The following is a 20,732-nucleotide window of genomic DNA, read 5'->3' on the forward strand; positions in this document are numbered from 1 at the left end:
GCCTTCAATGCGGCACGCACGCCGCCAGCTCGCGCCATTGCTCATCGGAACAATTAGTCAGAACTCGGAAATCGAACACCCACGCATGCGCTGTCCAGCATCCTCCTCGCCGATTCCCGATTCCCGATCCCCAATCCCCAATCCCCCATCCCCAATCCCCAATCCCCAATCCCCGATCCCCGATTCCCGATTCCCGATTCCCCCAATCCCCCAATCCCCCAATCCCCCAATCCCCCAATCCCCGCCCCAACCCCTAATGCCGCGCCCGCCGTCCAGGCGCGCGCACGGCGGTCGCCTCCACCGCCAGCGTAAAGCCGCGCTCTTCGCCACCCTGCATCGCGCCCACGTCCACGACCTGGCGCCTGATCTCCTCGCCCTTGCCGTTGCGCACCACCACCACCACGGTGTATTCCCACGGATCACCATCGGCGGGATGGCGGATGGTGCCGTCCACCTTGAGCGGCACGATCGGGGCCGGCTGTGCGTGCTGCACCGCCGCCGAGTCGAAGCGCAGGTGGTGCTTGCACGCAGGGCAGACGCTGGCGCTTTCCAGGATCGTCGCCTTGCAATGCGGGCAGCTGCGCGTGGCACCGGGCGTGCCCGGGCGGAGCGCGGTCATGTGGCGTCGCTGTCTCCGCTGACAACCGGCTTGGCCGTCCCGACCGGTTTGCCGGTGTCCTCGCCCCAGCCGAAATCGGCCTGGCCGCGCATGCGCGCACCCGAGGCCACGGTCAGGCTGCCGGCCTTGACGTCGCCGACCAGCACGCCGGAGGTCTGCAGTTCCACCTGCGCGGCCGATTCGATATTGCCCTCCAGCTCGCCGGCGATGATCACCTTGTTGGCACGGACGCCGCCGTTGAGCTTGGCGCCACGCTCGATGGTGAGATCGCCCTTGACGTTGACATCGCCCTTGAAGCGGCCAGCCAGGCGTACGTGCCCGACGCCCTCGATCTTGCCTTCGATGCTGATGTCGGCGGCAATCAGCGATTCCTTGGCCTCGCTGTGTCGCTGCGGTGTGGTCGCAGCGGTCGCAACGCTGGGTGGCGTGGCGGCAGGCACCGGCGGCGCCGGGCTGGCCTCGGCAGTGAACAGCCGCCCATCGGCCGCGGGGACCTCAGCTGCTGCGGGAACGCCGTCTTTCTTGTTGGGACCTTGATCGCGCCACATCGACATCGGACTGCCTCGCCAGGGGATCAAAGCCGACTATCGCCGCGTGGGCCGATCTTTTGTGTGATGGATTGCGCAAACCAAGGTCGATGGCGCGCGTGCTCAGTCCACTGCGGGCCTGGCCGCGCCGTGCCGCTCGACCCGGTTACGGCCGCCGCGCTTGGCCACGTACAAGGCCGCATCGGCCTTCTGGAGCAGGCTGGCTCCCAGCTCGCCATCGACCGGGAAGCTGGCCACGCCGATCGAGGCCGTCACCCGCGGCAACGCGCGCTGGCCGTCGCTGACTGCCAGCGCCGCGATATGGCCGCGAATGGCCTCGGCCACACGCGCTGCCTCGGCGCCGTCGGCCTCGGGAAGAATGACCGTGAATTCTTCGCCGCCGTAGCGGCAGGCCACGTCTTCGGCGCGCAACCGGGTCAGCAGCAACTCGCCCAGCGCCGCCAGCAGCAGATCGCCGCCGGCGTGGCCCTGGCTGTCGTTGAATTGCTTGAAGTGGTCCACGTCCAGCATCAGCACCGACAACGGCAGGCTGCGGCGTGCGCAGCGCGCCAGCTCGTGGCTGAGCGATTCTTCCAGATAGCGGCGGTTGTACAACCCGGTCAGCGGGTCGCGAATCGACTGCCGGCGCAGCGATTCGCGCAGGCGCAGGTTGCTCAGCGCCAACGACAGCTGTTCGGCGGCCGCCTCGGCGATTTCCAGCCGCGGCATCGGCCCCGGGCCCGGCGAAGACAGGAACAGGAAGCCGAGCTGGGTGCCTTGCGCAGACATCGGCAGGCATGCGGTGGTGACGGCGCTGCCGTGCTCGGGCGCGCCGATATGCGCACATGGTGCATCCCGTGCCAGGTCTTCGATGATGTGCGGTTGACCGCGGCGCAGCGCCCAGCACTCTTCAGGCAACAGATGGGGTGCGCTGTGCACCAGTGGCTCGCCCCAGTGGCTGATCGCCTCGGCGCGATCCTGCGAGGCACGCAGCAGATAGACGCTGCCGGCAACGCCCGGCAGCAGGCTGGCCAGGGTGCGGCTGGTCACCATCAGCGCCTCTTCCGCGCTGATGCAGCCCTGCAGCAGGCCGGTGTAGCGGCTGAGCAGATTCAGATCGGCGGTACTGCGTTGCAGCGCCACGACGCTGTCGGCCAACTCGCGATTGGCCTGCGCCGCCTCTTTCTCGGCCTGCGAGCGATGCCGCAGCTCGCGCATCAGCAGGGCATAGACAAGGCCGACCACCGCCAGCCCGAACGGGATGCCGGCCAGTGCCAGTACCAGCAACAAGGCCGCACTCTGCCGGCTGCTTTCGGCGCGTTGCGTCAACAGTTCCTGCTCGCGTTGCACCATGGTCAGCGCTTGCTCGCGGATCGCGCTGGTGGTGCGGAAGGCGGTCTGGCGGATGCCGGCACGCGCCGGCTCCAGGCCGTCCTGCGCGTACACGTCCAGGACATGCTGGATCTGCTGCAGTCGCGTTTCCACCAGTCGCCGCAAGCTGTCCAGGTGCTGCACCTGGTCGGGGTTGTCGGCAATCAGGCGACGCAGGTTGTCGAGCAGGATCGGCAGGCGCTCGACGCTGGTCTGATAGTCGAGCAGATAGGCATCGTTGCCGGTCAGCAGAAAGCCGCGCTGCGCCGATTCGGCGTCCAGCACACGCGCCTGGATCTCGTCGACCCGGCCGATCACTTCATGCGTATGCGAGACCAGTGCCGCGTCGGCGAGTGAGCGGCGGGCACCGACAAAGATGCCGACACCGATGGCGATGAAGATCAGGGCGGAAAACGCAAGCGCCAGCTGGTTGCGGCGGCGCGCGGTGAAAGAGAAGGGCATGGACGGATGCTAGCCCGCCAGACTGGACAACACGAGGTTGCCGTTGGCAGGACGCAGATGCGCCGGCGCAATCTGGCCGGCACATCTGCAAACTGTTGAGACGGTCACACGGTCGATCAGTGCTGCGGATGTTCGGCGTCGTGCTTGTCGGCGTTCTGCTCGGCCTTGTTGGCCATCTCGCGGGTCTTATCGGCGGTGGCATCTGCGGCGTTGGCGGTTGCGCGGCTCGCATCGGCGGCCAGTTCACGTGCTGCCACGCGTGCATCGGCGGTGGCGGCCTTGGCCTGCACGGCTGCGCGATCGGCAGCCTGTTCGGTCGCAGCCGCCGCGTGCTTGGCAGCGGAGGCGGCATCGCGTTGCGCCTGCTCGGCGTCAGGGCCCTGGCAAGCGGCGAGAGTGAAGGCGGCAATGGCGCTCAACGACAGCATGCGGATCGTCTTCATGGGTGGTCCTGTTCCTGTTCCGGTGTTGGAAAGCGGAGCTTATGCACGCACCGATGCAGCCGGCGTCAATGCGCTGCCGGCCATTCAGCCGGTAGGCGGCATGCGCCATCCACGCCGCGACATGGCGCGCGTTCGACGGTTTGGACAGCGACGCAACCCGCTCACGGCCAATCGCAGGCAAAGAAAAAGCCGCTGGAAACCAGCGGCTTTCTCCGAACTCGCTTGGAGCTAAGAAGTGATTACTTCTTGGCTTCTTCGGCGGTGTCCTTGGCAGCTTCGGCGGTGTCTTCAGCCGTCTTGGCAGCGTCGGCAGCCTGGTCAGCAGCAGCGTCGGTGGCGGCGCCGGAAGCAGCCTGAGCAGCGTCGGCAGCGGTGTCAGCCGAAGCAGCGGCGGTGTTGGCAGCAGCCTGAGCGGCGTCAGCCGACTGCGAGCCCGAGGCAGAAGCCTGGTCAGCAGCGGTCTGAGCGTCGGCAGCGGCTTCGTTAGCCGAAGCAGCAGCGTCCTGAGCCTGTTCCGGCTTCGAGCAAGCGGTCAGGGCCAGGCCCAGAGCCATTGCGATCAGCAGCTTGTTAATGGTCATTGTTTCAATCCTCGTCGTTAGATTAGGCAACGCGCTATTGCGCGCCCCCGACATGATGACGGTCCAAAGACCAGTGTCAAGCGTACGCGCATTCAGTTTTGCAAAATCGCCGTTAAAAACAATTAAATCAATTCGATAGCGATGGCAGTCGCCTCGCCGCCGCCGATGCACAACGTCGCGATTCCGCGCTTGCCACCGCGCGTGCGCAACGCATTCACCAATGTCACCACCAGGCGGGCGCCGGATGCGCCGATCGGATGCCCCAATGCGCAGGCACCGCCGTTGACGTTGACCTTGTCGTGCGAAATGCCCAGCTCGGCGATCGGCGTCATCGCCACCACCGCGAATGCTTCGTTGATTTCGAACAGATCCACCTCGTCCAGTTGCCAGCCGATCTTGCCGATCAAGGTCTGGATCGCAGCGACCGGGGCGGTGGTGAACCACTCAGGTTCCTGTGAGTGGGTGACATGCCCCACGATGCGTGCCAATGGCGCGATGCCACGCCGTTGCGCCTCGTCTGCGCGCATCAGCACGGTGATCGCCGCGCCATCGGAGATGCTCGACGAACTGGCGGCGGTGACGCTGCCGTCCTTCTTGAAGGCCGGCTTCAGGGTCGGAATCTTGGCGATGTCGGATTTGCCGGGTTGCTCGTCGCTGTCGACGACCACCTCGCCCTTGCGCGTGGCCACCGTGACCGGAACGATTTCATCGGCAAACGCGCCGCTGCGCTGCGCCGCCTGCGCGCGTTCGACCGAGGCGATCGCAAACGCATCCTGATCGGCACGGCTGAAACCGAACTTCTCGGCGGTGGCCTCGCCGAACACGCCCATCGCCTGGCCGTCGTAGGGATTGGTCAGGCCGTCCCAGGCCATGTGGTCGACCGCCTGGAAGTTGCCGTAGCGGTTGCCGGTGCGCGAGTTGGGCAGCAGATGCGGCGCGTTGCTCATCGACTCCATGCCGCCGGCGACCACGATGCTGGCCGAACCGGCCTTGATCAGGTCGTGGCCGAACATGATCGCCTTCATGCCCGAGCCGCACACCTTGTTGATGGTGGTGGCGCCGGTCGAGGTGGGGATGCCTGCGGCAATCGCCGCCTGCCGTGCCGGTGCCTGGCCCAGGTTGGCCGGCAGGACGCAGCCGACGATGACTTCTGAGATGTCGGCCGGCGCGACGCCGGACTGCGCCAGCGCACCTTCGATCGCGGCGGCGGCGAGTGTCGGCGCCGGCACACCGTTGAATTGACCAAGGAACGAGCCGATGGCAGTGCGTTTGGCAGCAACGATGACGATGTCGGACATGAGGAGATACCGTTGAAAGTGAAACGATTATCTGCCTCACGCCCGGTTCGCGCCAGCACGTGCCGATGCGGCGCCATGCGCTACGCACTCAGCTGCGACAGGGGTGTGAGGATGCAGTATAAAGACGGCGTTCGGGCCCGGGACTGGGCCCTATCCATGGAATGGGTTCGGGGAGAACATCCAAATGCAGAAGAGAGACGTCGCCAGGACTGTCCTGGCCTCGGCGTTGGCCGTGGCATTGACCGCGTGTGGCGGCGGTGGCGGGGGCGGTGGTATCCGGCCGAGCACGCCGACGGCACCGCCACCGACCTCGCCACCACCCCCGCCGCCGCCGACTTCACCGCCGCCTCCGCCCCCGCCGCCGCCGGTGGTGGCACCGCCGACCACGCCGGAGCCTGCAATCGATGCGCATTTGACGCTGACCAACGCACGCGCCGCGCAGGCATTGGGGTTCACAGGTGCGGGATATCGCATCGGCGTGATCGATACCGGCATCAATACCAATCATCCGGCCCTGCAGGGGCGGGTCAGCGACAGCTTCATCTATGTGGATCCGCGCACGAACAATGTCGCCGCAGGCGATGTGGTGGGCCACGGCACCGTCGTGGCGCAATTGGCAGCCGGGCGCGCAGTGGGCCAGTGGCCGGGCGGCATCGCCAGCGGCGCGGGCCTGGTGTCCGCCCGCATCATCAACGACGAAGCGCCGGACGATGATGGCAGCGGCGAAGGCAACCAGGTCGATGGTCCGCTTGGCCTGGCGCCGGTGCATGCCGATCTGGTCAGCGCAGGCGTGCGCATCATGAACAACTCGTGGGGCGGGCTGTATTGGAACGACCCGGCCGTCACCAACCAGATCGCGCAGGAATACCGGCCGTTCGTCATCGGCAACGATGGGCTGGTGGTGTTCGCGTCGGGTAATGAATCCAGATCGCAACCGTCCGATACCGCCGCGCTGCCCAGCCAGGTGGGCCCGAACGGCACGCTGCCGGCCGCCGATCTGGAACGTGGCTGGTTGGTCGTCGGCGCACTGGATACCGCCAATCCCACGCAGCTGGCGTCGTATTCCAATGCCTGCGGCGTGGCGATGCGCTATTGCCTGGTGGCGCCGGGCACCTCGATGTTCCTCGACCCCGATGCCACCGCCAGCAATCTCCGTTATTTCTATGGCAGCGGCACCTCGTTTGCCGCACCGCTGGTGTCCGGTGCGGCTGCGCTGGTGTGGCAGGCGTTTCCGTACTTCAACAACGACCTGGTGCGGCAGACGCTATTGGGAACGGCGACCGATCTGGGCGCGGCCGGTGTCGACCCGACCTTCGGCTACGGCCTGCTCAATGTCGGCAAGGCGGTGCTGGGGCCGGCGCGCTTCGATTGGGGCACGGTGGATGTCACCGTCAACACCTTGCGTTCCACCTGGGGCAACGACATCAGTGGCACAGGTGGCCTGACCAAACGCGGCACCGGCACGCTGGTGTTGAGCAGTGGCGCCAATACGTTCAACGGCGACACCCAGGTGCTGGAGGGCACCTTGCAGACGGCCAGCCTGCAGAGTGCGCGCGTGGGCATTGCCAATGGTGCGGCGTTGATCGGCGCAGGCAGGATCGGCGGACGCGTCGATAATGCCGGCACGTTGCAGGTCAACAGTGCGACGCTGTCGATCGCAGGCAACTACACCCAGGCCAGCGACGGTCGCCTGGCGCTGAACGTGGGCGACCGGGTGAACGTGATCGGGACCGCGACGATTGCCGGCGATCTGCAGGTGCTCGGTCGCCGCGATTACGTGGTCGACAACACCACCTACACGCTGTTGCAGGCCAGCAGCGGGCTGCAGGGCACCTTCGATACGCTCAGCCGCGGCGCGGCCGTGACCTTTCTGGATGCCTCGCTGACCTACGACAGCAATACGGCCTACCTTGCCCTGCGCAGTTTGAATGCCACCGCCGTTGCCGCCACGCTGGGCATGACCGGCACGGCGGCGATGGATTCGGCAATCCGTGTCGAGCAGGCATTCCAGCAGGTGGATGCGCAACAGCTGCAGGGCACTGGCGGCATCAGCAGCGGCTTTATCCGCGCCGCAGCGGCCTTGCAGCAGTCACCGGATGCCAGGGCTGCCGCCGATTCGCTGCGGAGTCTGTCCGGCCGTGCGCATGCCGAGTCGGCAGCGATGACCTTCGACACCATCGATCTGGGCAGGCGTGCGTTGGCCGCGCATTTCGATGGGGTATCGCAGCAGCCGCGCCTGCTGGGCGTCTGGCAGCGCGCGCTCGGCGGGCCGGGCGAGGGTGGGGTGACCACCGCGGGATTCGCCACTTCGGGGTGGATGATGGGCAACGACCTGCGCCTGGCGTCCGGCGCAGTCACCGGTTTTGCCTTCGGCGAAACGCGCTCCAGCAGCCTGGGCGATCTGGACGGTGCACGCGGGCGCGACCGGCAGGTGCAGGGGCAGCTGTACTGGGGCACCACGCTGGGGGCGGCGTACACGCTGGGCCAGCTGGGTTTCGGCAACGTCAACCGGCAGATCGAGCGCAGCCTGCAACTGGGCGAAGAGCGCAGCAATGCCTTCAGCGACTACAGCGGCAATTACCTCAGCGGCAACCTGGAAACCGGGTATCGCCTGGGCGGCGCGCGCGCCAGCCTGACGCCTTACATGGGCGTGGATTACGTGCGCCTGCGCAGCGAAGGATTCCGCGAAAGCGGTGGCGACGGCTTCGGCTTGCGTGCCGATGCCAGCACGTCCTCGCGCACCCAGGTGCTGGCCGGTGTGCGTTCGGCCTATCGCTGGCGCGGCGTGCAGCTCGGCGGTTATGCCGAATGGCAGCAGGCGTTGAGCAGCGAAGGTCTGATGCTCGATGCCAGCTTCATCGGCGTGGATGCATGGGCGCCATTGCGCGGCATGCAGCCGGCGCGCTCGGGTGGGCTGTTCGGCATCACCGCTGCCGCGCCGTTGGGACAGCAGAGCCAGTTGCGCTTCGGCTATGACCAGCGGGTGGGCGGGCGCGGTGACGATCGCGCGCTGAGCCTGCGCTACAGCGCCGATTTCTGATCGGCGCGTTGCATGGGTGAGCGTTGGTGTGTGATCGGTGGTGCACCTGTCCAGGCAGCAACGTGCCTGGGCAGGTGGATCACTCGCCGCGCAGCTTGTGCAGAAAGCGCGGTGCGGTGCGGCCCAGCGGCAGTTTGAGCTTGCTGATGGCCTCGATCCGCGCCTCGGCAATCTGGTCGGCTGCCTGCTGCGGCGCGACGCCCAAGCGGGTGGACAGGTCGAACACCTTTTCCAGGTTGTGATAGATGCTGCGGATCAGGCGCATCGCGCGTTCGCGGTTGTAGCCGTCGATCTCCAGCGACACATTCATCACGCCGCCGGCATTGACCACGTAATCGGGCGCATACAGGATGCCGCGCTTGTGCAGTTCTTCGCCGATGGCGGCACTGGCAAGCTGGTTGTTGGCGGTGCCACAGATGATCTTGGCCTTCAGCCGCGGCAGTGTGTCTTCGTTGATCGCCCCTTCCAGCGCGCACGGTGCGAACACATCGGCCGGCACCTGGTAGATCTCCTCGATGCTCACCGCTTCGGCGCCGTACTCGGCCACCGCGCGGTCCACCAGCGCCGGATTCAGGTCGGCCACATAGAGTTTGGCGCCGCGTTCCTTGAGCAGTTTCACCAGCTCCATGCCGATATGGCCCAGGCCCTGGATCGCGATACTGGCCTTGCCGACTTCCTCGTGGCCGAGCCTGCGATTGAGCGAGGCCATCAGTGCCTGCAACGCGCCGTAGGCGGTGAACGGGGCCGGGTCGCCGGAGCCGCGGTGCACCTGGTGCACGCCGGTGACGTACTCGCTCTCCAGATAGATCTGTTCCATGTCGTTGACGTCGGTGCCGACGTCCTCGGAGGTGATGTAGCGTCCGCCCAGGGTGTCGACAAAGCGGCCAAACGCGCGAAACAGCGCTTCGCTCTTGTCGCTTCTGGGGTCGCCGATGATCACCGCCTTGCCGCCGCCCACATTCAATCCGGCCAGCGCGTTCTTGTAGGTCATGGTGCGGCTGAGCCGCAGCGCATCGTTGAGCGCCGCCTCGCTATTGGGGTAGGGGCGCATGCGCACGCCACCCAGCGCAGGCCCGAGGCGGGTGCTGTGCAAGGCGATGATCGCTTTCAGGCCGGCGTCGCGGTTGTGACAGAAGATCACCTGCTCGTGGCCGGTGGTGTCGAGGGTTTCGAAAAGCATCGAAGGCTCCGCGGGGGCTGCGTGATGTGCCTTCCCTGAGGCCGGGCCGGAACCCGTGCAATGGGAAACAAAAACGCGACGTCTGCAGACCCTGTCCGATCACGTCGCGCTGCAACATTTTAAACCACGTCGGCGGGGGCTGGTGTATGAATCTGTTCACCAATGCCGATAGCGCCGCTGCCGAAACCACAGGGTTCCCAGCCATTTCGTCCCTGCGCTGACCGGCAGGCCGGCGTGCAGCGAGTCGGGGTCGGGGCGGCCATCGGCGTGCAGATTGTCAAAGCACACCACCGACCCGGCACGTGGACGCACGCGCACGCCCGCGACCGGGAAGTCGGTGTCGCCACCTGCGTCGACGTCGTTGAGGTAGACGCAGGCGGTGCGCAGGCGATTGCCGGCAGTGGGGCGGTCGGCGGCGATCGTGCCGGGCGGCAGGTAGTCGCGATGCGCACGATACTGCTCACCCGGCGCGTAGCACAGCACCGATAGCGTTTCGGCATGGGTCAACGGCAGCTGCGCGCAGGCCGCCACGCGCGCCTGCGCCGCACGCGCGGCAAAGTCTTCGAGGATCGGATCCAGCGTGGCGCCGCGGCTGGTGCGGATCGGCGCGCGGCGTGTGCTGGCATCGTCGGGGTCGACCACCTCGGAGGCGCGCAGGTGCGGCCGCGCCAGCAACATCAGCAAGCGGCACTCGTCGGCAGACAGCACGCCGGAGATTTCTTCGATCATGGGCGCGTCATGGCGGCGCGTGGCGATGTGTCGGGCAGCGAAACCGATGCGCTGATCGTCGCCGCCCGGATCCGGTGGCGTGATCCGCACGGCAGGCGGCGCGGCAATGCCCAGCGGTTGCAATTGCCGCAGCAGCTGGGCCGCGGCGTCGGGCTGCGGCGGGACACCTTCGCCACGCAGCAGGCGCTCGGCCAGCAGCGCGGCCGCCACTGCATCGCCGGCTGCGGCGGCGCGCTCCAGCAAGGTAACGCAGCGGCGTTGCTGCGCGGGGTGATCGATCCGGCCGTGCTGGATGGCCAGCGCGCGCAGCGCAGGCGGATGGTCGGCAGCGGCTGCGGCCCGTAGGCGAGAGGCCGCCTGCACGTCCAGCGCTACAGGGTTCTCGGTGACGGCCAGGGTCGCCAACAGATAGCGCGCTGCCGCCACATCCTGGCGTTCGGCCTGCTGCCAGTGGGTCAGCGCCTGGGCCACGTCCACCTCGCACCCGACACCGTAGGCCAGCATGCGGCCGGCTTCGATCTGCGCGCTGGCATCGCCTGCGGCCGCACTACGCGTGTACCAGTCCAGCGCCTGCTCGGCCTGCCCCATGCGCACCAACGCATGTGCCAACGCCGTCATTGCTGCAGGTTGCGCGGTCTGCGCGGCATCGGTGAGCTGCTGGAGGGACGGTGCCTGCATGGCCGCATTCTAGGAGAGGCCGGCACCCCTGTCGTGCCTGGCCTCGGGCGGGCGCGGATGCCGCCCGAGGCCAGGTGGAGGGCAGCAGTGCCGGTGATCGGTGCAGATGGTGCTTGCCGGCCTGGCAACCGGCCGCCACGGACGGGCGGCGACCTGGCCGCGCTGCCTTCGCTTGCCGGTGCGCGATCAGGCGTCCGTGGACAGCGCCAGCTGGGTCAGATACAGGCGCAGGTCGAACTCCAGTTGGTGGTAGTCCGGGCGCATGTGGTTGCACAGCTGGTAGAAGGCCTTGTTGTGGTCGGCTTCTTTCAGGTGCGCCAGCTCGTGGGCGACGATCATCTGCAGGAACGGTTCGGGCGCGTCGCGGAAGACCGAGGCGATGCGGATCTCGCGGCTGGCCTTGAGGCGGGTGCCGTGGACGCGCGAGATCGCCGTGTGCGTGCCCAGCGCATGCTTCACCACCTGCAGATGGTTGTCGTAGAGCGCCTTGTGCACGGTGGGCGAGGAGCGCATGTAGCGCTCCTTCATGGCCTTGACGTAGTCGTACAGCTGCCGGTCGCTGCGGATCGTGTGGCGATCCGGGTAGCGGCGTGCCAGCACCAGTGCGAGTTTGTCCTGCGCGATCAGCTCGCGTACCTGATCCAGCACGGCGGGCGGGTAACCGGCGAGGTAGCGAAGAGTGTCCATGCCAATCGATTGCTGCGAAGTGCGCATGATCGCCGATGCGGGTGCTGCTGGCGACTGTGCATGCGCGAATGTGGCGTCGTGTGTCAGGCGTATTCACGAATGCGGCACATCCGGATGCGTAGCGTGCAGCGCATGTTTTGCGGCACGACCGCGCAAGCACACGACTGAACACGGCACCGTGCCGGATGAGGAGACAACAAACATGATCAAGTGGGCCATTATTTTCGCCATCATCGGACTGATTGCCGGTGCGCTCGGATTTGGCGGCATGGCAGGCGCTGCGATGGGGATTGCCAAGTTCCTGTTCTGGGCCGGCATCATCATCGCCATCGTGCTGTTCGTGCTCGGCATGACGATCGCCAAGAAGGTGACCTGACCCGCAGGGCGTGGCTGCGGCGTGCGCTTTGCGTGCCGGCCGCATCACCCGGAAAGCAGAAGGAGCGACCACTGGCCGCTCCTTTTTTGTTCCTGCCATCTGCTGAACCGACATAACGACAGCGAGGCCGCGAGCGAGGTCGAGCGCAGGGCGATCGCTGCCCGCGTGCGCAGATCAGACGCCGGTGTTCTCGGCAGTGGTATGCAGCGCAATATTGAGTTGGTCGATGGTCACGATCCAGTCGGCATCGTCGAGACGTTCTTCACGCAACAACTGTGCCTGTGCCGGCGTCCAGAAAGGCGCCTCTTCCAGACGCATGTCGCCCGGCAGCGGGGAGTGTTCATCGATGAAGCCGCGAATGCTGACTTCGTCCGATGGCAGGCCCAACTGGGAAAATAGTTCGGAGAACGGGTGGACGGGTTGTTCCATTGCGACTTCCTCGAAGAGTGCGGATGAGCGGATGCTAAAGCACCTGATTTGAGCGCACTGTGCACGTGTGGCTTGGATTTGCCCGTGCGCATGCCCATATTCCAGTTCTGAGCAGACAAGCCGAGGCGATCATGGCGACCGGATGGGCAGGTGATGGGGCGGTGCAGGACCAGATCGATGCGACCGTCGAGGATGCGATCAAGCGCGCGCGGAGCCAGCTGCCGCAAGGCCCGAGCCTGACGCATTGCGAAGAATGCGATGCCCCCATTCCCGAGGCACGCCGCAAGGCGGTGCCGGGGGTGCATTTATGCGTGAATTGTCAGCAGGCGCATGACCAGGAGCAGGCCGCGCAAGGCGGCTACAACCGTCGTGGCAGCAAGGACAGCCAGCTGCGTTGATTGCCATGGGGGGCGTTCCAGCGCGGCCAACCGACGACTGGGCTAGGCGCAAAAGCGGGCGCGGCCGGTGCTACGGACGGCCCTTGCCGCTGGTACGCCGCGGCAGCTGATGCGCCGACCGCGCATCTGGGAGCTGCCGGCCAGGTGTTATCGGGCACTGCTGGCGCCTACGCTCAGTTGGGGTTGAAGTGGCTGGTCTCGCGCCAGCGCCGCGTGGTGCGCTGGAAGAACAGGCTGTTGGGCACCTGCAGCACGCTACCGGCGTGGTCGCCGGTTTCTTCCAGGGTCGTGTAAATCACGTTGATGTCGATCACCCGGCCCTTCAGGCCGGGCTTGTCGCCGCCTTCCAGCAGTTCGATATGGTCGTGCAGGCGGAACGGGCGCGTGGTGATGATCAGGAAGGTGCAGAAGATATTGGACAGCACGCTCCATGCCGCGAAGAACGCCACTGCACCAACTGCCGCAAATCCGGTGAACGCCGTCCACAAGGTGCCGCTGGAGACGCCCAGCACGTTCAGTACCGTCAGCACCGCAGTGACGGAAATGACGAAGCTGCCCACGCGACGGATGCCGATCATCATTTCCGCCGGCAGGCTGTAGCGCGTACACAGGCGTCGCAGCACTTGCCGCAGCAGCAGCCGAACCAATGCGGCAACGCCGAGGATCAACACGATCTGCACCGTCACTACGGCGACGGTCAGCCACTGCGGGTTCCAGTGCGGCAGCAGGCTACGGATCATCGTGGGCAAAGCGTCGGACGCGGACATCACATCGTGCAGGTTCGTGGAGAACCCTCATTGTAACGGGGCCGTCGTTGCGCGGCCGGTGCGCGGGGTGAATGTGCGCGCAGCGGTGGCGACGGCAGGACGCACTCATGGTTGCTGCGATGGCTTGCGGGATCGCGCATGTCGCCGCGGCGTTGCCGCTGGGGACCGGCGATGGCGCCACTGGGCCGGCATCGCATGTTGGTCGGGGGCGCATCGATGACGATGCCGGACGCCCGCAACGCCCAGGGCCGGAAACGAACGTGCCACCTTGCGGTGGCACGTCGGTTCAACGCTTTTCGATTGCGGGTAACGCTTAAGCGATCTTGTCGCCGTCGTTACGCGCAGGGCCGAAGTTGGTGGTGAGCACTTCGATCCGGCCGCCGGTCTTGCGGAACGCGGCGATGTCGGCAGCGATGCGCTCACGACTGAGCGGCTGCGACTTGCCTTCGCTGCGAGCGATGCTGGGCTGGGATTTCTGCTTGGTCGCGGGACGTGCCATGTGGCCTCCTGTAGCGGGGAAGTGCAATGACACCGCGTGCGGCTAGGGTGGCGCGCGCGGAAGCGGTGTCGAGAGGTGCGGTCGCGTTCGGTGCGCAATCGCGGTGGCACGGCAAGCGTGCCTTGCTGACAAGACGGCTAAGCATCATGCAGCAACCGTGCATTATAAGGGATGCGAGCGCAGGTTGCCTTAACCGCCCGACGGGCGGGCCCCGGCGGCCGCTGCCCAGGCCAGGCCCTGCACCACGCCAAAGGACGGGTCGCCCTGCACCAGGCGCGATTCCGGGAACACGGCTGCCACCGTGTCGCGGATATAGCCGGCGCGCGACATGCCGCCGGTCAGGAACAGTGTCGCGGGCGGCGCAGCCAGGTCGGCACGAACCTGTGCGAGCAAGCCTTCCAGTTCGCCCAGATAGTTGGAAGCAGACGCAACCAGCGCGCTGGCCTGCACCTCCACGTCCAGCCCGCGTTCGATGAAGTCCAGTGCGGCCTGATGCCGGTCGCGCTCGCTGAGTGCGATCTTGCAGGCTTCCACGCCGCGGTACAGGCGCGCGGTGTTGCCGGTGTCCTGCAGTGCCTGCAGGCGCTTGTCGAACGGGGCGGGGACGTCCTGGTACTTGTGCAGGCGGAATTCGCGCTGGCGGGTCATGTCCTGCACCATCGCCGCTTCGACGTAGTGGTGGGTGGGCACGCGGGTGATGCCGCGGCCGAACAGCGGCATGTAGGCGGCCAGACTGAGCGCCAGATCGATGTCGGTACCGCCGCGCGCGATGCCCCAGGCACGGTGGACCTGCGGCGCGGTGCTGCCGCCGACGCTGGCATGGGCGATGTCGGTGGTGCCGCCGCCGATGTCCACCACCACGGTGTCGTGGCGGCTGTCGTGACTGACGTGGTAGTGCATCGCGGCCGCTGCGGGTTCTTCGAGGAAATCCACCTGGTCGAAGCCGGCGGCGATCGCGGCGGTCTGCAGGATTTCCAGCGCCTGCGCGTTGCCGGCCTCGCCGATGGAACTGCGGAACTGCACCGGGCGGCCCAGCGTGGCGCTGCGGATATTGATGTCGAACTGGCGCGAGGCGGTGAGCCGGATGTGCTCCAGCACATGCGTGGCGATGCCGGTGATGGTCTGGCGCGCGCGCGGATGCAGGTTGTAGCCCAGCATCGATTTGGGGCTCTGCACCAGGCTGCCTTCGCCTTCCAGGAAGTACGCATCCAGCGCTTCGTCGCCGTAGACCGCGTTCTGCAGCAGGGCGGCGGAGCTGCGCGGCTCGCGCACCTGCTCTTCCATCCATTGGCGGCGCACGATGCGGATCGCGTCGCGGCGCAGGCTCTCGGTGCTGGAGGTGCGGCCGGCCGCGGCCGCGTCGCGACGGCCGGAGTCGATCAGCCGTTCGACCTCGTATTCCAGCGCCGGGGTCAGGCTGAAATCGTCCGGGTCGCGCATCGTGTCGGGGAAATACACCGTGGTGCGGAACTGCAAGGCCTCGCCGAAGCGCACCGGCACTACCTGGCCATCGACGATCGCCGCAGCGGCGGAGTTGCTGGTACCGAAGTCGATGCCGAGTTTCATGCGGACGGGCCTGTAAGCGGGCCGCGCACTTTACTACTTCTGCCGCCGGCGACGCCCATCGCCCTGCGTTCGGACGTCGCAGCAAGCGACGTGCCGCATGCCCGCCGGCACGCGGCACGCAGGGTCAGGCAGCGACGCTGGCGACCTGGCCTTCGTTCAGTTCCTCGGTGGTGGCTTCGCGCACGTCGACGACTTCGACCGCAAAGTGCAGGGTCTGCCCGGCCAGCGGATGGTTGCCGTCGACGGTGACCTGTTCCGGGCCGACCTCGGTGACGGTGACCAGCACCGGGCCCTGCTGCGTGCGCGCCTCGAACTGCACGCCCGGCACGACCTCGACATCGGTCGGGAATGCCGCGCGCGGCACCTGCTGGATCAGCTGCGCGTGGCGCGGCCCGTAGCCTTGTTCGGGCACCACGTCGGCAGTGAGCGTCTCGCCGCTGCGCTTGCCGTCCAGCGCCTGTTCCAGGCCGGGCACGATGTTGCCGGCGCCGTGCAGATAGCTCAAGGGTGTGTCTGGCGTCGAACGGTCCAGGACCTGTCCGCTGTCGTCGGAAAGGGTGTAATGAATGGTCGCAACGCGACCCTGGCTGATTTCCATCGGAAACCTCCATGCTGATGATCGAGTGGGATGCGTCGGCTGACTCACGACGCCAGGAGTTGGTGCCCGCCTACCGTAGGCAATCGCCCCGGGCGATGCAACTGCAGCCGCGGCGGCGGTTATGGCGAGGATCAGCTTGGTGGTGACGATGTCAGCTCTGCGATGCGGCCCATTCCTGGCGCTGCATCGGTGCTCGAATGTCAGCAGCGCCGTGCGCAACACTGCGCAGCGGTTGGCCGTATCGCAGCGGATCGCATCGCGCGCAATTCACGGCCTGCAGCGCGCTATTCCTTCTCGGCACCCTGTTCCATCTGGACACGCCGCGCGTGCCAGGTTTCCGGTGTCTGCGGCTTGATGAACAGCGCGGTGAGTTCGGGGTGCTGGCGCTTGGCGGCCGCTTCGATGCGCCCGACGCAGGCCTCGATCTGCGGGGTGGTGCGGCTGTCCTCGAACTCGGCGCTCAGGGCGGCGACCACCTGGTTCGGGCCCATCTGCATGGTCAACACGCCATTGGCGGCACGCACGTCCGGATCGCTGGCGGCAATGCGCAGCAGCGATTCGGTGACGTGCGCGTGCGCGGGTTCGCCGATCAGCAGGCCCTTGGTTTCGCGCGCCAACAGGAATGCGGTGAAGGCCAGCACGCAGGCGATGCCGATCGAGGCGATGCCATCGAGCTCGGGCATGTCCAGCAATTGCGCGCCGGCCAAGCCCAGTACCGCCATGAACAAGCCGATCAAGGCGGCGCTGTCTTCCAGCAGCACGGTGAACGTGCTGGGGTCCTTGCTCTGCCGGAATGCCTGGAAATACCCCATGCGGCCCTTCTTGGCGCGGAACTCGCGCAGCGCCACCACCCAGGAAATGCCTTCGAACACGATCGACACGCCGAGCACGATGTAGGCGATCAGATGGCTCTTGGCCGGCTCGGGGTTGCGCAGATGCACGATGCCTTCGTACAGCGACACGCCTGCGCCCATCGCGAACACCAGCAGCGCAACGATGAAACTCCAGAAGTACAGCTCGCGCCCGTAACCGAACGGATGGGTCGGCGTCGGTGCCTGCGCTGCGCGGCGCAGGCCGTACAGCAGCAGGACTTCGTTGACGGTGTCCACCAGCGAGTGCACGCCTTCGCTGAGCATCGCCGAGCTGCCCGAAATCCCTGCGGCAATGAATTTTGCGACCGCGATGGCAAGATTGCCGGCCAGCGCGACGTAGACCACCAGATGCGAGCCGGTCTTTTTTTCCGCGCCCGGTTCGCCAGCCGCGGGCTCGGTGGGTCCTGGCGCAGCGCCGGGGGCTTGGGGAACCGATGGGTTGGACACGCGCGACCTGCAGGGCATTCGACAAGCGCCGCACTATCGCGCTGGTGCCGTGCCGGAGACGTGATCGCGCGGCAGGGAGGCTACAATTCACACCCGTTTCAACTCTCAGGAATCGCATGTCTCCCGTTCCCGCCTGCCCGCAATGTGGCCTGGACAATACCTATGCCGATGGCGCGTTGTGGATTTGCGCAGACTGCGGCTTCGAATGGAGCGCCGGCGAATCCGCCGCGACCACGACGGTGGTGCGCGACAGCAACGGCAACCTGCTGCAGGCCGGCGACACGGTGACCGTGATCAAGGACCTGAAGGTCAAGGGTTCGTCGATTCCGCTCAAGCAGGGCACGCTGATCCGCAACATCCGCCTGGTCGAAGACGATGCCGAGCACATCGAAGGCAATTCGGAAAAGATCAAGGGGCTGGTGTTGAAGACCTGTTTCCTGCGCAAGGCCTGAGGCTGTTGCGGGGGCGCCGCATGTAGCGTGTGTTAGGAGCGCGCTAGCGCGCGATGGGGCGTCGTCGCTAACGCTCCCTCGCGCGCAAGCGCGCTCCTACGTTGCGGCACGCTCAGTCGCGCGGATACACCGCCGCGACCATGCAACTCTGGCGCATCCGCGCAGCCAGGCCGCCGCGGGTGGTGCTCAGGTCGCCCTGCTGGCCGGATCCGGCAGCTGCGCCGGCAAGTGCCATTTCGTCGAGCACATCGACCTTGTCGCCGGGATTGCCGCAGATCGCGTTCAAGCCCATGCCGGAGACGAAGCGAATCGGCGGCGCGCCGCTGAGTTCGCGGCAGCTGTCCATCAGTTCGACGCGGTAGTGGCGATGCGTGCCGGGGTGACGAGGCGACACTTCCACCACCAGCCCTGGCCGTCTTCCGACCACGAACGCAGCATGCTGGGGTTGAAGCAGTAGCTGGACGAGCCGGCGAAATTGCGCCGGCGCGCTTCGCGCACGCTGACCCCGTCCAGGGTCGGGATAATGCTGTCGCGTTGCCGCGCCGCGCTGGCGTACTCGCGCGCACTCAAGCTGGCGATCTGGCTGACCGCGCAACGCTGCTGGCCCGAGCTCACGTATGCCGGTGCACCGTTGCAGACCCAGCCGTGCGCCGCCAGCAGGCTGGCATCGGCTTGTGCGGCCAGCTGCGGGCAGTCCTGCGCCAGGCTGATGCGGAACAGCCGTCCGCCTTGTTCGGCCACCGCCAGCGTGCGCGGATCGGCTTGATGCAGTTCCGTCACCTTGCGCGCATCCAGGCACTCGGCGTTCGGTGCGGCAGGGCGCAGCGGCTCGGCCGCTGCCGTGGAGGACGCGTAACCGAATAGCGTGCTGCCGAGCAGAACCGCAGTGAGTAAACGCATCACGCACATCCTTGGCAATGAGGGATGTCCGCATCATCTGCCAGGCAGGTCGCGCTGACAATCGCAGCAACGCGCGTCGGGTCGCGCGCTCAACAGCGCCGGGCGGGCGGCCAGCGCTCGGCACTGCCAGCGCATACGAGTGCCTGCCGATGCTGGGCTGCAAGCATGTGCGCGCGCAACCTCACGCGCTGCTTGCAACTCGCCGGCGCGATAACGCGGCGGAGCCTGCGCTCAGGGCGCCTCGGGCGGGTCCGAATCCAGCACCTGCAGCTTGCCGCCGGTGGTTTCGGGAAGGATGCGTTGATCGGTGGCGACCAACACCACGCCAGGCGTCAACAGCGGCAGCAGGCCTGCCAGGAATGCCGGCGGTACCTGCAGCCGGGCGATGGTGTCGGCATCCAGCGGCTGTCCTGCCGCGGCATTGCTGCCGGGGATGCCGATGCGCATCCAGTTGGGCATGCGTTGACCGGGCAGGCCAGGCACCTCGCCAGGCAGGAAGCCCTGGCCGACGATGAACGCCTGCGTGCCCAGCGGCGCGGCACCGGTCTGTGCGCGCAATGCCACCTGCGCGCGTCCGATTTCCACGCCGTTGCGATACACCACCAGCTGCTGATCGCTGCTGCTGACCAGCATCGAGATCGGGCCGGTGGGCGCCAGTTCCGGTTGCCACGCAAAGGTCTGGCCGTTGGGCAGCGGCAGCAACGCACGCTGCGCGCCGGTGGTGGGGTCGATCGGGCTGAGCGCGCGTGGATGCACCACCGCGTCGGCATCCACGCCGGCCTGCGCAACCACCACCACCATGCCCATGTTGGAGTTGTCGAACAGCAGCCGCGCGAATTCCGACGGCAGATGCACGCAGCCATGCGATTCCGGATACCCGGGCAGGCCGCCTGCGTGCAGGGCCACGCCGTCCCAGGTCAGGCGTTGCTGATACGGCATCGGCGCGGCGTTGTAGAGATTGGAGCGGTGGTCCTTGTCCTTCTGCAGGATGGTGAACACACCGGTCGGTGTCTCGTGCCCGGGCTTGCCGGAGCTGATGGTGGAAATGCCGATCAGGATGCCGTTGCGATACGCATAGGCGCGTTGCTCGGTGAGGCTGACGATCACCGCCATCGGCCCCCAGCCCTTGCTGACGCCGCCCCAGATCCATTCGCCCGGCTTGAGGTCGGCCGGCGCCGTTTCCGCAGGGCTGGACTGGCGCGCGCCCCAGAACGGCACGGCGGACGCTTGCCCGCAGATCAGCAGCGTGCAGAAGAGAACAGCAGTGAGCAGGGGCCGCATCGACAGTCCAGAAAACAGTGTCGGCATGATCCTAGCGGGGCCGGGTGCGCGCGTCATGTGGTTGCTGCCGATAGTGCGACGGTGCGAAGGCATCGGCGTTGCAAGCACGGTGCCATGGATACGTATGCGTCGTCGCCAACCTGTTGCGTAAGTCGCCAACCTGTTGCGTAACACGCACAAGCGCGTGGTGTTGCGCGCTGGTTCAACGATTGAGTGGGCAGGTGCCCGATGGCCGCCGCATCGCGATCCGCAGCAGGGCGCTTGGCGCATGCAAGACGCACGGGGCTGCCCGAGGCCCGGAGCCGCGCTGCATGCATGGACGGACCGACCGACCTGCGGCAGCGGCTGCGCTCGCTTGATGCCGAGCGCAGCCGGTGTGCCTTGCAGCGGCTGACAAAACATAGCGAGCCGTTGTCAGATGGTGCGGATGGCGCGGAGGAACCGACGTGATGCCGGTTCCGCGCACCGGCCGCGCCCGCCTGACGGCGGCACGGTAGTGCTGCAGCGCTCTTAGTCCGGCAGGGCGGGGTAG

At 66.8% G+C, this 20,732-nt stretch carries 23 protein-coding genes and 1 other RNA gene; 5 read left to right on the forward strand and 19 right to left on the reverse strand.

Features of this window, described 5'->3' with window-relative positions; genetic code table 11:
* Positions 1–253: 253 nt before the first annotated feature.
* The 4 genes from CPBF1521_RS06960 to CPBF1521_RS06975 all read right to left on the reverse strand — a co-directional run bounded on the left by CPBF1521_RS06960 (position 254) and on the right by CPBF1521_RS06975 (position 3,422).
* Positions 254–619 (reverse strand): hypothetical protein, encoded by a 366-nt coding sequence (locus CPBF1521_RS06960; protein WP_104650542.1) that lies wholly within the window; start codon positions 617–619, stop codon positions 254–256.
* On the reverse strand, positions 616–1,173 hold the full coding sequence (locus tag CPBF1521_RS06965) for a bactofilin family protein (RefSeq protein ID WP_115676425.1): 558 nt from the start codon (positions 1,171–1,173) through the stop codon (positions 616–618). Before CPBF1521_RS06965 ends, CPBF1521_RS06960 begins: the two co-directional genes overlap by 4 nt.
* 96 nt (positions 1,174–1,269) lie before the next feature.
* Positions 1,270–2,979 carry a diguanylate cyclase gene (locus CPBF1521_RS06970; protein WP_115676426.1) on the reverse strand — a complete coding sequence of 570 codons (1,710 nt, stop codon included), beginning with the start codon at positions 2,977–2,979 and terminating at the stop codon, positions 1,270–1,272.
* Positions 2,980–3,095: 116 nt separating this feature from the next.
* The gene (locus CPBF1521_RS06975; protein WP_104585817.1) at positions 3,096–3,422 is read right to left on the reverse strand and encodes an XAC1346 family secretion chaperone; all 327 of its coding nucleotides are present in this window, start codon (positions 3,420–3,422) and stop codon (positions 3,096–3,098) included.
* On the opposite strand from CPBF1521_RS06975, the gene CPBF1521_RS06980 reads away from it, so the two are divergent.
* Positions 3,388–3,654 carry a hypothetical protein gene (locus tag CPBF1521_RS06980; RefSeq protein ID WP_115676427.1) on the forward strand — a complete coding sequence of 89 codons (267 nt, stop codon included), beginning with the start codon at positions 3,388–3,390 and terminating at the stop codon, positions 3,652–3,654. The genes CPBF1521_RS06975 and CPBF1521_RS06980 overlap by 35 nt on opposite strands.
* A 7-nt stretch (positions 3,655–3,661) precedes the next feature.
* On the opposite strand, the gene CPBF1521_RS06985 is transcribed toward CPBF1521_RS06980, so the two are convergent.
* Both CPBF1521_RS06985 and CPBF1521_RS06990 read right to left on the reverse strand, forming a co-directional pair.
* The gene (locus tag CPBF1521_RS06985) at positions 3,662–4,003 is read right to left on the reverse strand and encodes a hypothetical protein (protein WP_104585815.1); all 342 of its coding nucleotides are present in this window, start codon (positions 4,001–4,003) and stop codon (positions 3,662–3,664) included.
* Between the two features lie 122 nt (positions 4,004–4,125).
* Positions 4,126–5,301, reverse strand: coding sequence for a thiolase family protein (locus CPBF1521_RS06990; protein WP_104650539.1), 1,176 nt, complete (start codon positions 5,299–5,301; stop codon positions 4,126–4,128).
* Positions 5,302–5,485: 184 nt separating this feature from the next.
* Here CPBF1521_RS06990 and CPBF1521_RS06995 point away from each other — a divergent pair, with 184 nt between their 5' ends.
* On the forward strand, positions 5,486–8,341 hold the full coding sequence (locus tag CPBF1521_RS06995) for a S8 family serine peptidase (RefSeq protein WP_115676428.1): 2,856 nt from the start codon (positions 5,486–5,488) through the stop codon (positions 8,339–8,341).
* 79 nt (positions 8,342–8,420) lie between these two features.
* Here the strand turns inward: CPBF1521_RS06995 and CPBF1521_RS07000 are convergent, their stop codons facing one another.
* The 3 genes from CPBF1521_RS07000 to CPBF1521_RS07010 form a co-directional block, all read right to left on the reverse strand.
* Positions 8,421–9,521: a Glu/Leu/Phe/Val dehydrogenase dimerization domain-containing protein gene (locus CPBF1521_RS07000; RefSeq protein ID WP_115676429.1), complete on the reverse strand. Its 1,101-nt coding sequence runs from the start codon at positions 9,519–9,521 to the stop codon at positions 8,421–8,423.
* Positions 9,522–9,677: 156 nt separating this feature from the next.
* A complete protein-coding gene (locus tag CPBF1521_RS07005) occupies positions 9,678–10,928 on the reverse strand; it encodes a 2OG-Fe(II) oxygenase (protein ID WP_115676430.1) in 1,251 nt (416 codons plus the stop codon).
* A 186-nt stretch (positions 10,929–11,114) separates the two neighbouring features.
* Positions 11,115–11,642 carry a M48 family metallopeptidase gene (locus CPBF1521_RS07010; protein WP_181901118.1) on the reverse strand — a complete coding sequence of 176 codons (528 nt, stop codon included), beginning with the start codon at positions 11,640–11,642 and terminating at the stop codon, positions 11,115–11,117.
* Between the two features lie 175 nt (positions 11,643–11,817).
* Here CPBF1521_RS07010 and CPBF1521_RS07015 point away from each other — a divergent pair, with 175 nt between their 5' ends.
* Complete coding sequence (locus tag CPBF1521_RS07015; protein ID WP_003489471.1) at positions 11,818–11,991, forward strand: DUF1328 domain-containing protein; 174 nt, start codon at positions 11,818–11,820, stop codon at positions 11,989–11,991.
* A gap of 174 nt (positions 11,992–12,165) precedes the next feature.
* On the opposite strand, the gene CPBF1521_RS07020 is transcribed toward CPBF1521_RS07015, so the two are convergent.
* Positions 12,166–12,420 carry a DUF2789 domain-containing protein gene (locus CPBF1521_RS07020; protein ID WP_115676431.1) on the reverse strand — a complete coding sequence of 85 codons (255 nt, stop codon included), beginning with the start codon at positions 12,418–12,420 and terminating at the stop codon, positions 12,166–12,168.
* Positions 12,421–12,551: 131 nt separating this feature from the next.
* Between CPBF1521_RS07020 and CPBF1521_RS07025 the strand changes: the two genes are divergently transcribed.
* Positions 12,552–12,818, forward strand: a complete 267-nt coding sequence (locus CPBF1521_RS07025) for a DksA/TraR family C4-type zinc finger protein (protein ID WP_115676432.1) — start codon at positions 12,552–12,554, stop codon at positions 12,816–12,818.
* Between the two features lie 173 nt (positions 12,819–12,991).
* Here the strand turns inward: CPBF1521_RS07025 and CPBF1521_RS07030 are convergent, their stop codons facing one another.
* The 5 genes from CPBF1521_RS07030 to CPBF1521_RS07050 all read right to left on the reverse strand — a co-directional run bounded on the left by CPBF1521_RS07030 (position 12,992) and on the right by CPBF1521_RS07050 (position 17,585).
* The gene (locus tag CPBF1521_RS07030; RefSeq protein ID WP_164740067.1) at positions 12,992–13,585 is read right to left on the reverse strand and encodes a mechanosensitive ion channel family protein; all 594 of its coding nucleotides are present in this window, start codon (positions 13,583–13,585) and stop codon (positions 12,992–12,994) included.
* A 313-nt stretch (positions 13,586–13,898) separates the two neighbouring features.
* Complete coding sequence (locus CPBF1521_RS07035; protein ID WP_010366034.1) at positions 13,899–14,084, reverse strand: hypothetical protein; 186 nt, start codon at positions 14,082–14,084, stop codon at positions 13,899–13,901.
* A gap of 189 nt (positions 14,085–14,273) precedes the next feature.
* Positions 14,274–15,650 carry an Hsp70 family protein gene (locus CPBF1521_RS07040; RefSeq protein ID WP_115676434.1) on the reverse strand — a complete coding sequence of 459 codons (1,377 nt, stop codon included), beginning with the start codon at positions 15,648–15,650 and terminating at the stop codon, positions 14,274–14,276.
* Between the two features lie 124 nt (positions 15,651–15,774).
* Complete coding sequence (locus CPBF1521_RS07045; protein ID WP_047130752.1) at positions 15,775–16,248, reverse strand: FKBP-type peptidyl-prolyl cis-trans isomerase; 474 nt, start codon at positions 16,246–16,248, stop codon at positions 15,775–15,777.
* Positions 16,249–16,532: 284 nt separating this feature from the next.
* Positions 16,533–17,585 carry a cation diffusion facilitator family transporter gene (locus tag CPBF1521_RS07050; protein ID WP_181901119.1) on the reverse strand — a complete coding sequence of 351 codons (1,053 nt, stop codon included), beginning with the start codon at positions 17,583–17,585 and terminating at the stop codon, positions 16,533–16,535.
* Between the two features lie 98 nt (positions 17,586–17,683).
* Here CPBF1521_RS07050 and CPBF1521_RS07055 point away from each other — a divergent pair, with 98 nt between their 5' ends.
* Positions 17,684–18,019 carry a zinc ribbon domain-containing protein YjdM gene (locus tag CPBF1521_RS07055; RefSeq protein WP_047130753.1) on the forward strand — a complete coding sequence of 112 codons (336 nt, stop codon included), beginning with the start codon at positions 17,684–17,686 and terminating at the stop codon, positions 18,017–18,019.
* A 112-nt stretch (positions 18,020–18,131) separates the two neighbouring features.
* Here the strand turns inward: CPBF1521_RS07055 and CPBF1521_RS07060 are convergent, their stop codons facing one another.
* From CPBF1521_RS07060 to CPBF1521_RS07075, 4 genes are all read right to left on the reverse strand, one after another.
* Positions 18,132–18,413 carry a hypothetical protein gene (locus tag CPBF1521_RS07060; protein WP_235858405.1) on the reverse strand — a complete coding sequence of 94 codons (282 nt, stop codon included), beginning with the start codon at positions 18,411–18,413 and terminating at the stop codon, positions 18,132–18,134.
* Positions 18,365–18,919, reverse strand: a complete 555-nt coding sequence (locus CPBF1521_RS07065; protein WP_147295422.1) for a hypothetical protein — start codon at positions 18,917–18,919, stop codon at positions 18,365–18,367. Before CPBF1521_RS07065 ends, CPBF1521_RS07060 begins: the two co-directional genes overlap by 49 nt.
* Before the next feature lie 231 nt (positions 18,920–19,150).
* A complete protein-coding gene (locus CPBF1521_RS07070; RefSeq protein ID WP_115676565.1) occupies positions 19,151–20,206 on the reverse strand; it encodes a L,D-transpeptidase in 1,056 nt (351 codons plus the stop codon).
* A 382-nt stretch (positions 20,207–20,588) separates the two neighbouring features.
* A non-coding RNA gene (locus CPBF1521_RS07075) (sX9 sRNA) lies at positions 20,589–20,651 on the reverse strand.
* Positions 20,652–20,732 lie beyond the last annotated feature (81 nt).

Origin of the sequence: Xanthomonas euroxanthea, assembly GCF_900476395.1 — a bacterium.
Lineage (GTDB): Bacteria > Pseudomonadota > Gammaproteobacteria > Xanthomonadales > Xanthomonadaceae > Xanthomonas > Xanthomonas euroxanthea.

Excerpts from the sequence above, each read along its gene's own strand:
- CPBF1521_RS07025 (WP_115676432.1), top strand. The coding sequence starts at position 12,552 with ATGGCGACCGGATGGGCAGGTGATGGGGCGGTGCAGGACCAGATCGAT.
- CPBF1521_RS06995 (WP_115676428.1), top strand. The coding sequence starts at position 5,486 with ATGCAGAAGAGAGACGTCGCCAGGACTGTCCTGGCCTCGGCGTTGGCC.
- CPBF1521_RS07000 (WP_115676429.1), bottom strand. The coding sequence starts at position 9,521 with ATGCTTTTCGAAACCCTCGACACCACCGGCCACGAGCAGGTGATCTTC.
- CPBF1521_RS07005 (WP_115676430.1), bottom strand. The coding sequence starts at position 10,928 with ATGCAGGCACCGTCCCTCCAGCAGCTCACCGATGCCGCGCAGACCGCG.
- CPBF1521_RS07035 (WP_010366034.1), bottom strand. The coding sequence starts at position 14,084 with ATGGCACGTCCCGCGACCAAGCAGAAATCCCAGCCCAGCATCGCTCGC.
- CPBF1521_RS07010 (WP_181901118.1), bottom strand. The coding sequence starts at position 11,642 with ATGCGCACTTCGCAGCAATCGATTGGCATGGACACTCTTCGCTACCTC.
- CPBF1521_RS07020 (WP_115676431.1), bottom strand. The coding sequence starts at position 12,420 with ATGGAACAACCCGTCCACCCGTTCTCCGAACTATTTTCCCAGTTGGGC.
- CPBF1521_RS06985 (WP_104585815.1), bottom strand. The coding sequence starts at position 4,003 with ATGACCATTAACAAGCTGCTGATCGCAATGGCTCTGGGCCTGGCCCTG.
- CPBF1521_RS07045 (WP_047130752.1), bottom strand. The coding sequence starts at position 16,248 with ATGGAAATCAGCCAGGGTCGCGTTGCGACCATTCATTACACCCTTTCC.
- CPBF1521_RS06980 (WP_115676427.1), top strand. The coding sequence starts at position 3,388 with ATGGCGCTCAACGACAGCATGCGGATCGTCTTCATGGGTGGTCCTGTT.
- CPBF1521_RS06965 (WP_115676425.1), bottom strand. The coding sequence starts at position 1,173 with ATGTCGATGTGGCGCGATCAAGGTCCCAACAAGAAAGACGGCGTTCCC.
- CPBF1521_RS06990 (WP_104650539.1), bottom strand. The coding sequence starts at position 5,301 with ATGTCCGACATCGTCATCGTTGCTGCCAAACGCACTGCCATCGGCTCG.
- CPBF1521_RS07040 (WP_115676434.1), bottom strand. The coding sequence starts at position 15,650 with ATGAAACTCGGCATCGACTTCGGTACCAGCAACTCCGCCGCTGCGGCG.
- CPBF1521_RS07055 (WP_047130753.1), top strand. The coding sequence starts at position 17,684 with ATGTCTCCCGTTCCCGCCTGCCCGCAATGTGGCCTGGACAATACCTAT.
- CPBF1521_RS06970 (WP_115676426.1), bottom strand. The coding sequence starts at position 2,979 with ATGCCCTTCTCTTTCACCGCGCGCCGCCGCAACCAGCTGGCGCTTGCG.
- CPBF1521_RS07030 (WP_164740067.1), bottom strand. The coding sequence starts at position 13,585 with ATGTCCGCGTCCGACGCTTTGCCCACGATGATCCGTAGCCTGCTGCCG.
- CPBF1521_RS07015 (WP_003489471.1), top strand. The coding sequence starts at position 11,818 with ATGATCAAGTGGGCCATTATTTTCGCCATCATCGGACTGATTGCCGGT.
- CPBF1521_RS06960 (WP_104650542.1), bottom strand. The coding sequence starts at position 619 with ATGACCGCGCTCCGCCCGGGCACGCCCGGTGCCACGCGCAGCTGCCCG.
- CPBF1521_RS06975 (WP_104585817.1), bottom strand. The coding sequence starts at position 3,422 with ATGAAGACGATCCGCATGCTGTCGTTGAGCGCCATTGCCGCCTTCACT.
- CPBF1521_RS07065 (WP_147295422.1), bottom strand. The coding sequence starts at position 18,919 with ATGCGTTTACTCACTGCGGTTCTGCTCGGCAGCACGCTATTCGGTTAC.
- CPBF1521_RS07050 (WP_181901119.1), bottom strand. The coding sequence starts at position 17,585 with ATGCCCTGCAGGTCGCGCGTGTCCAACCCATCGGTTCCCCAAGCCCCC.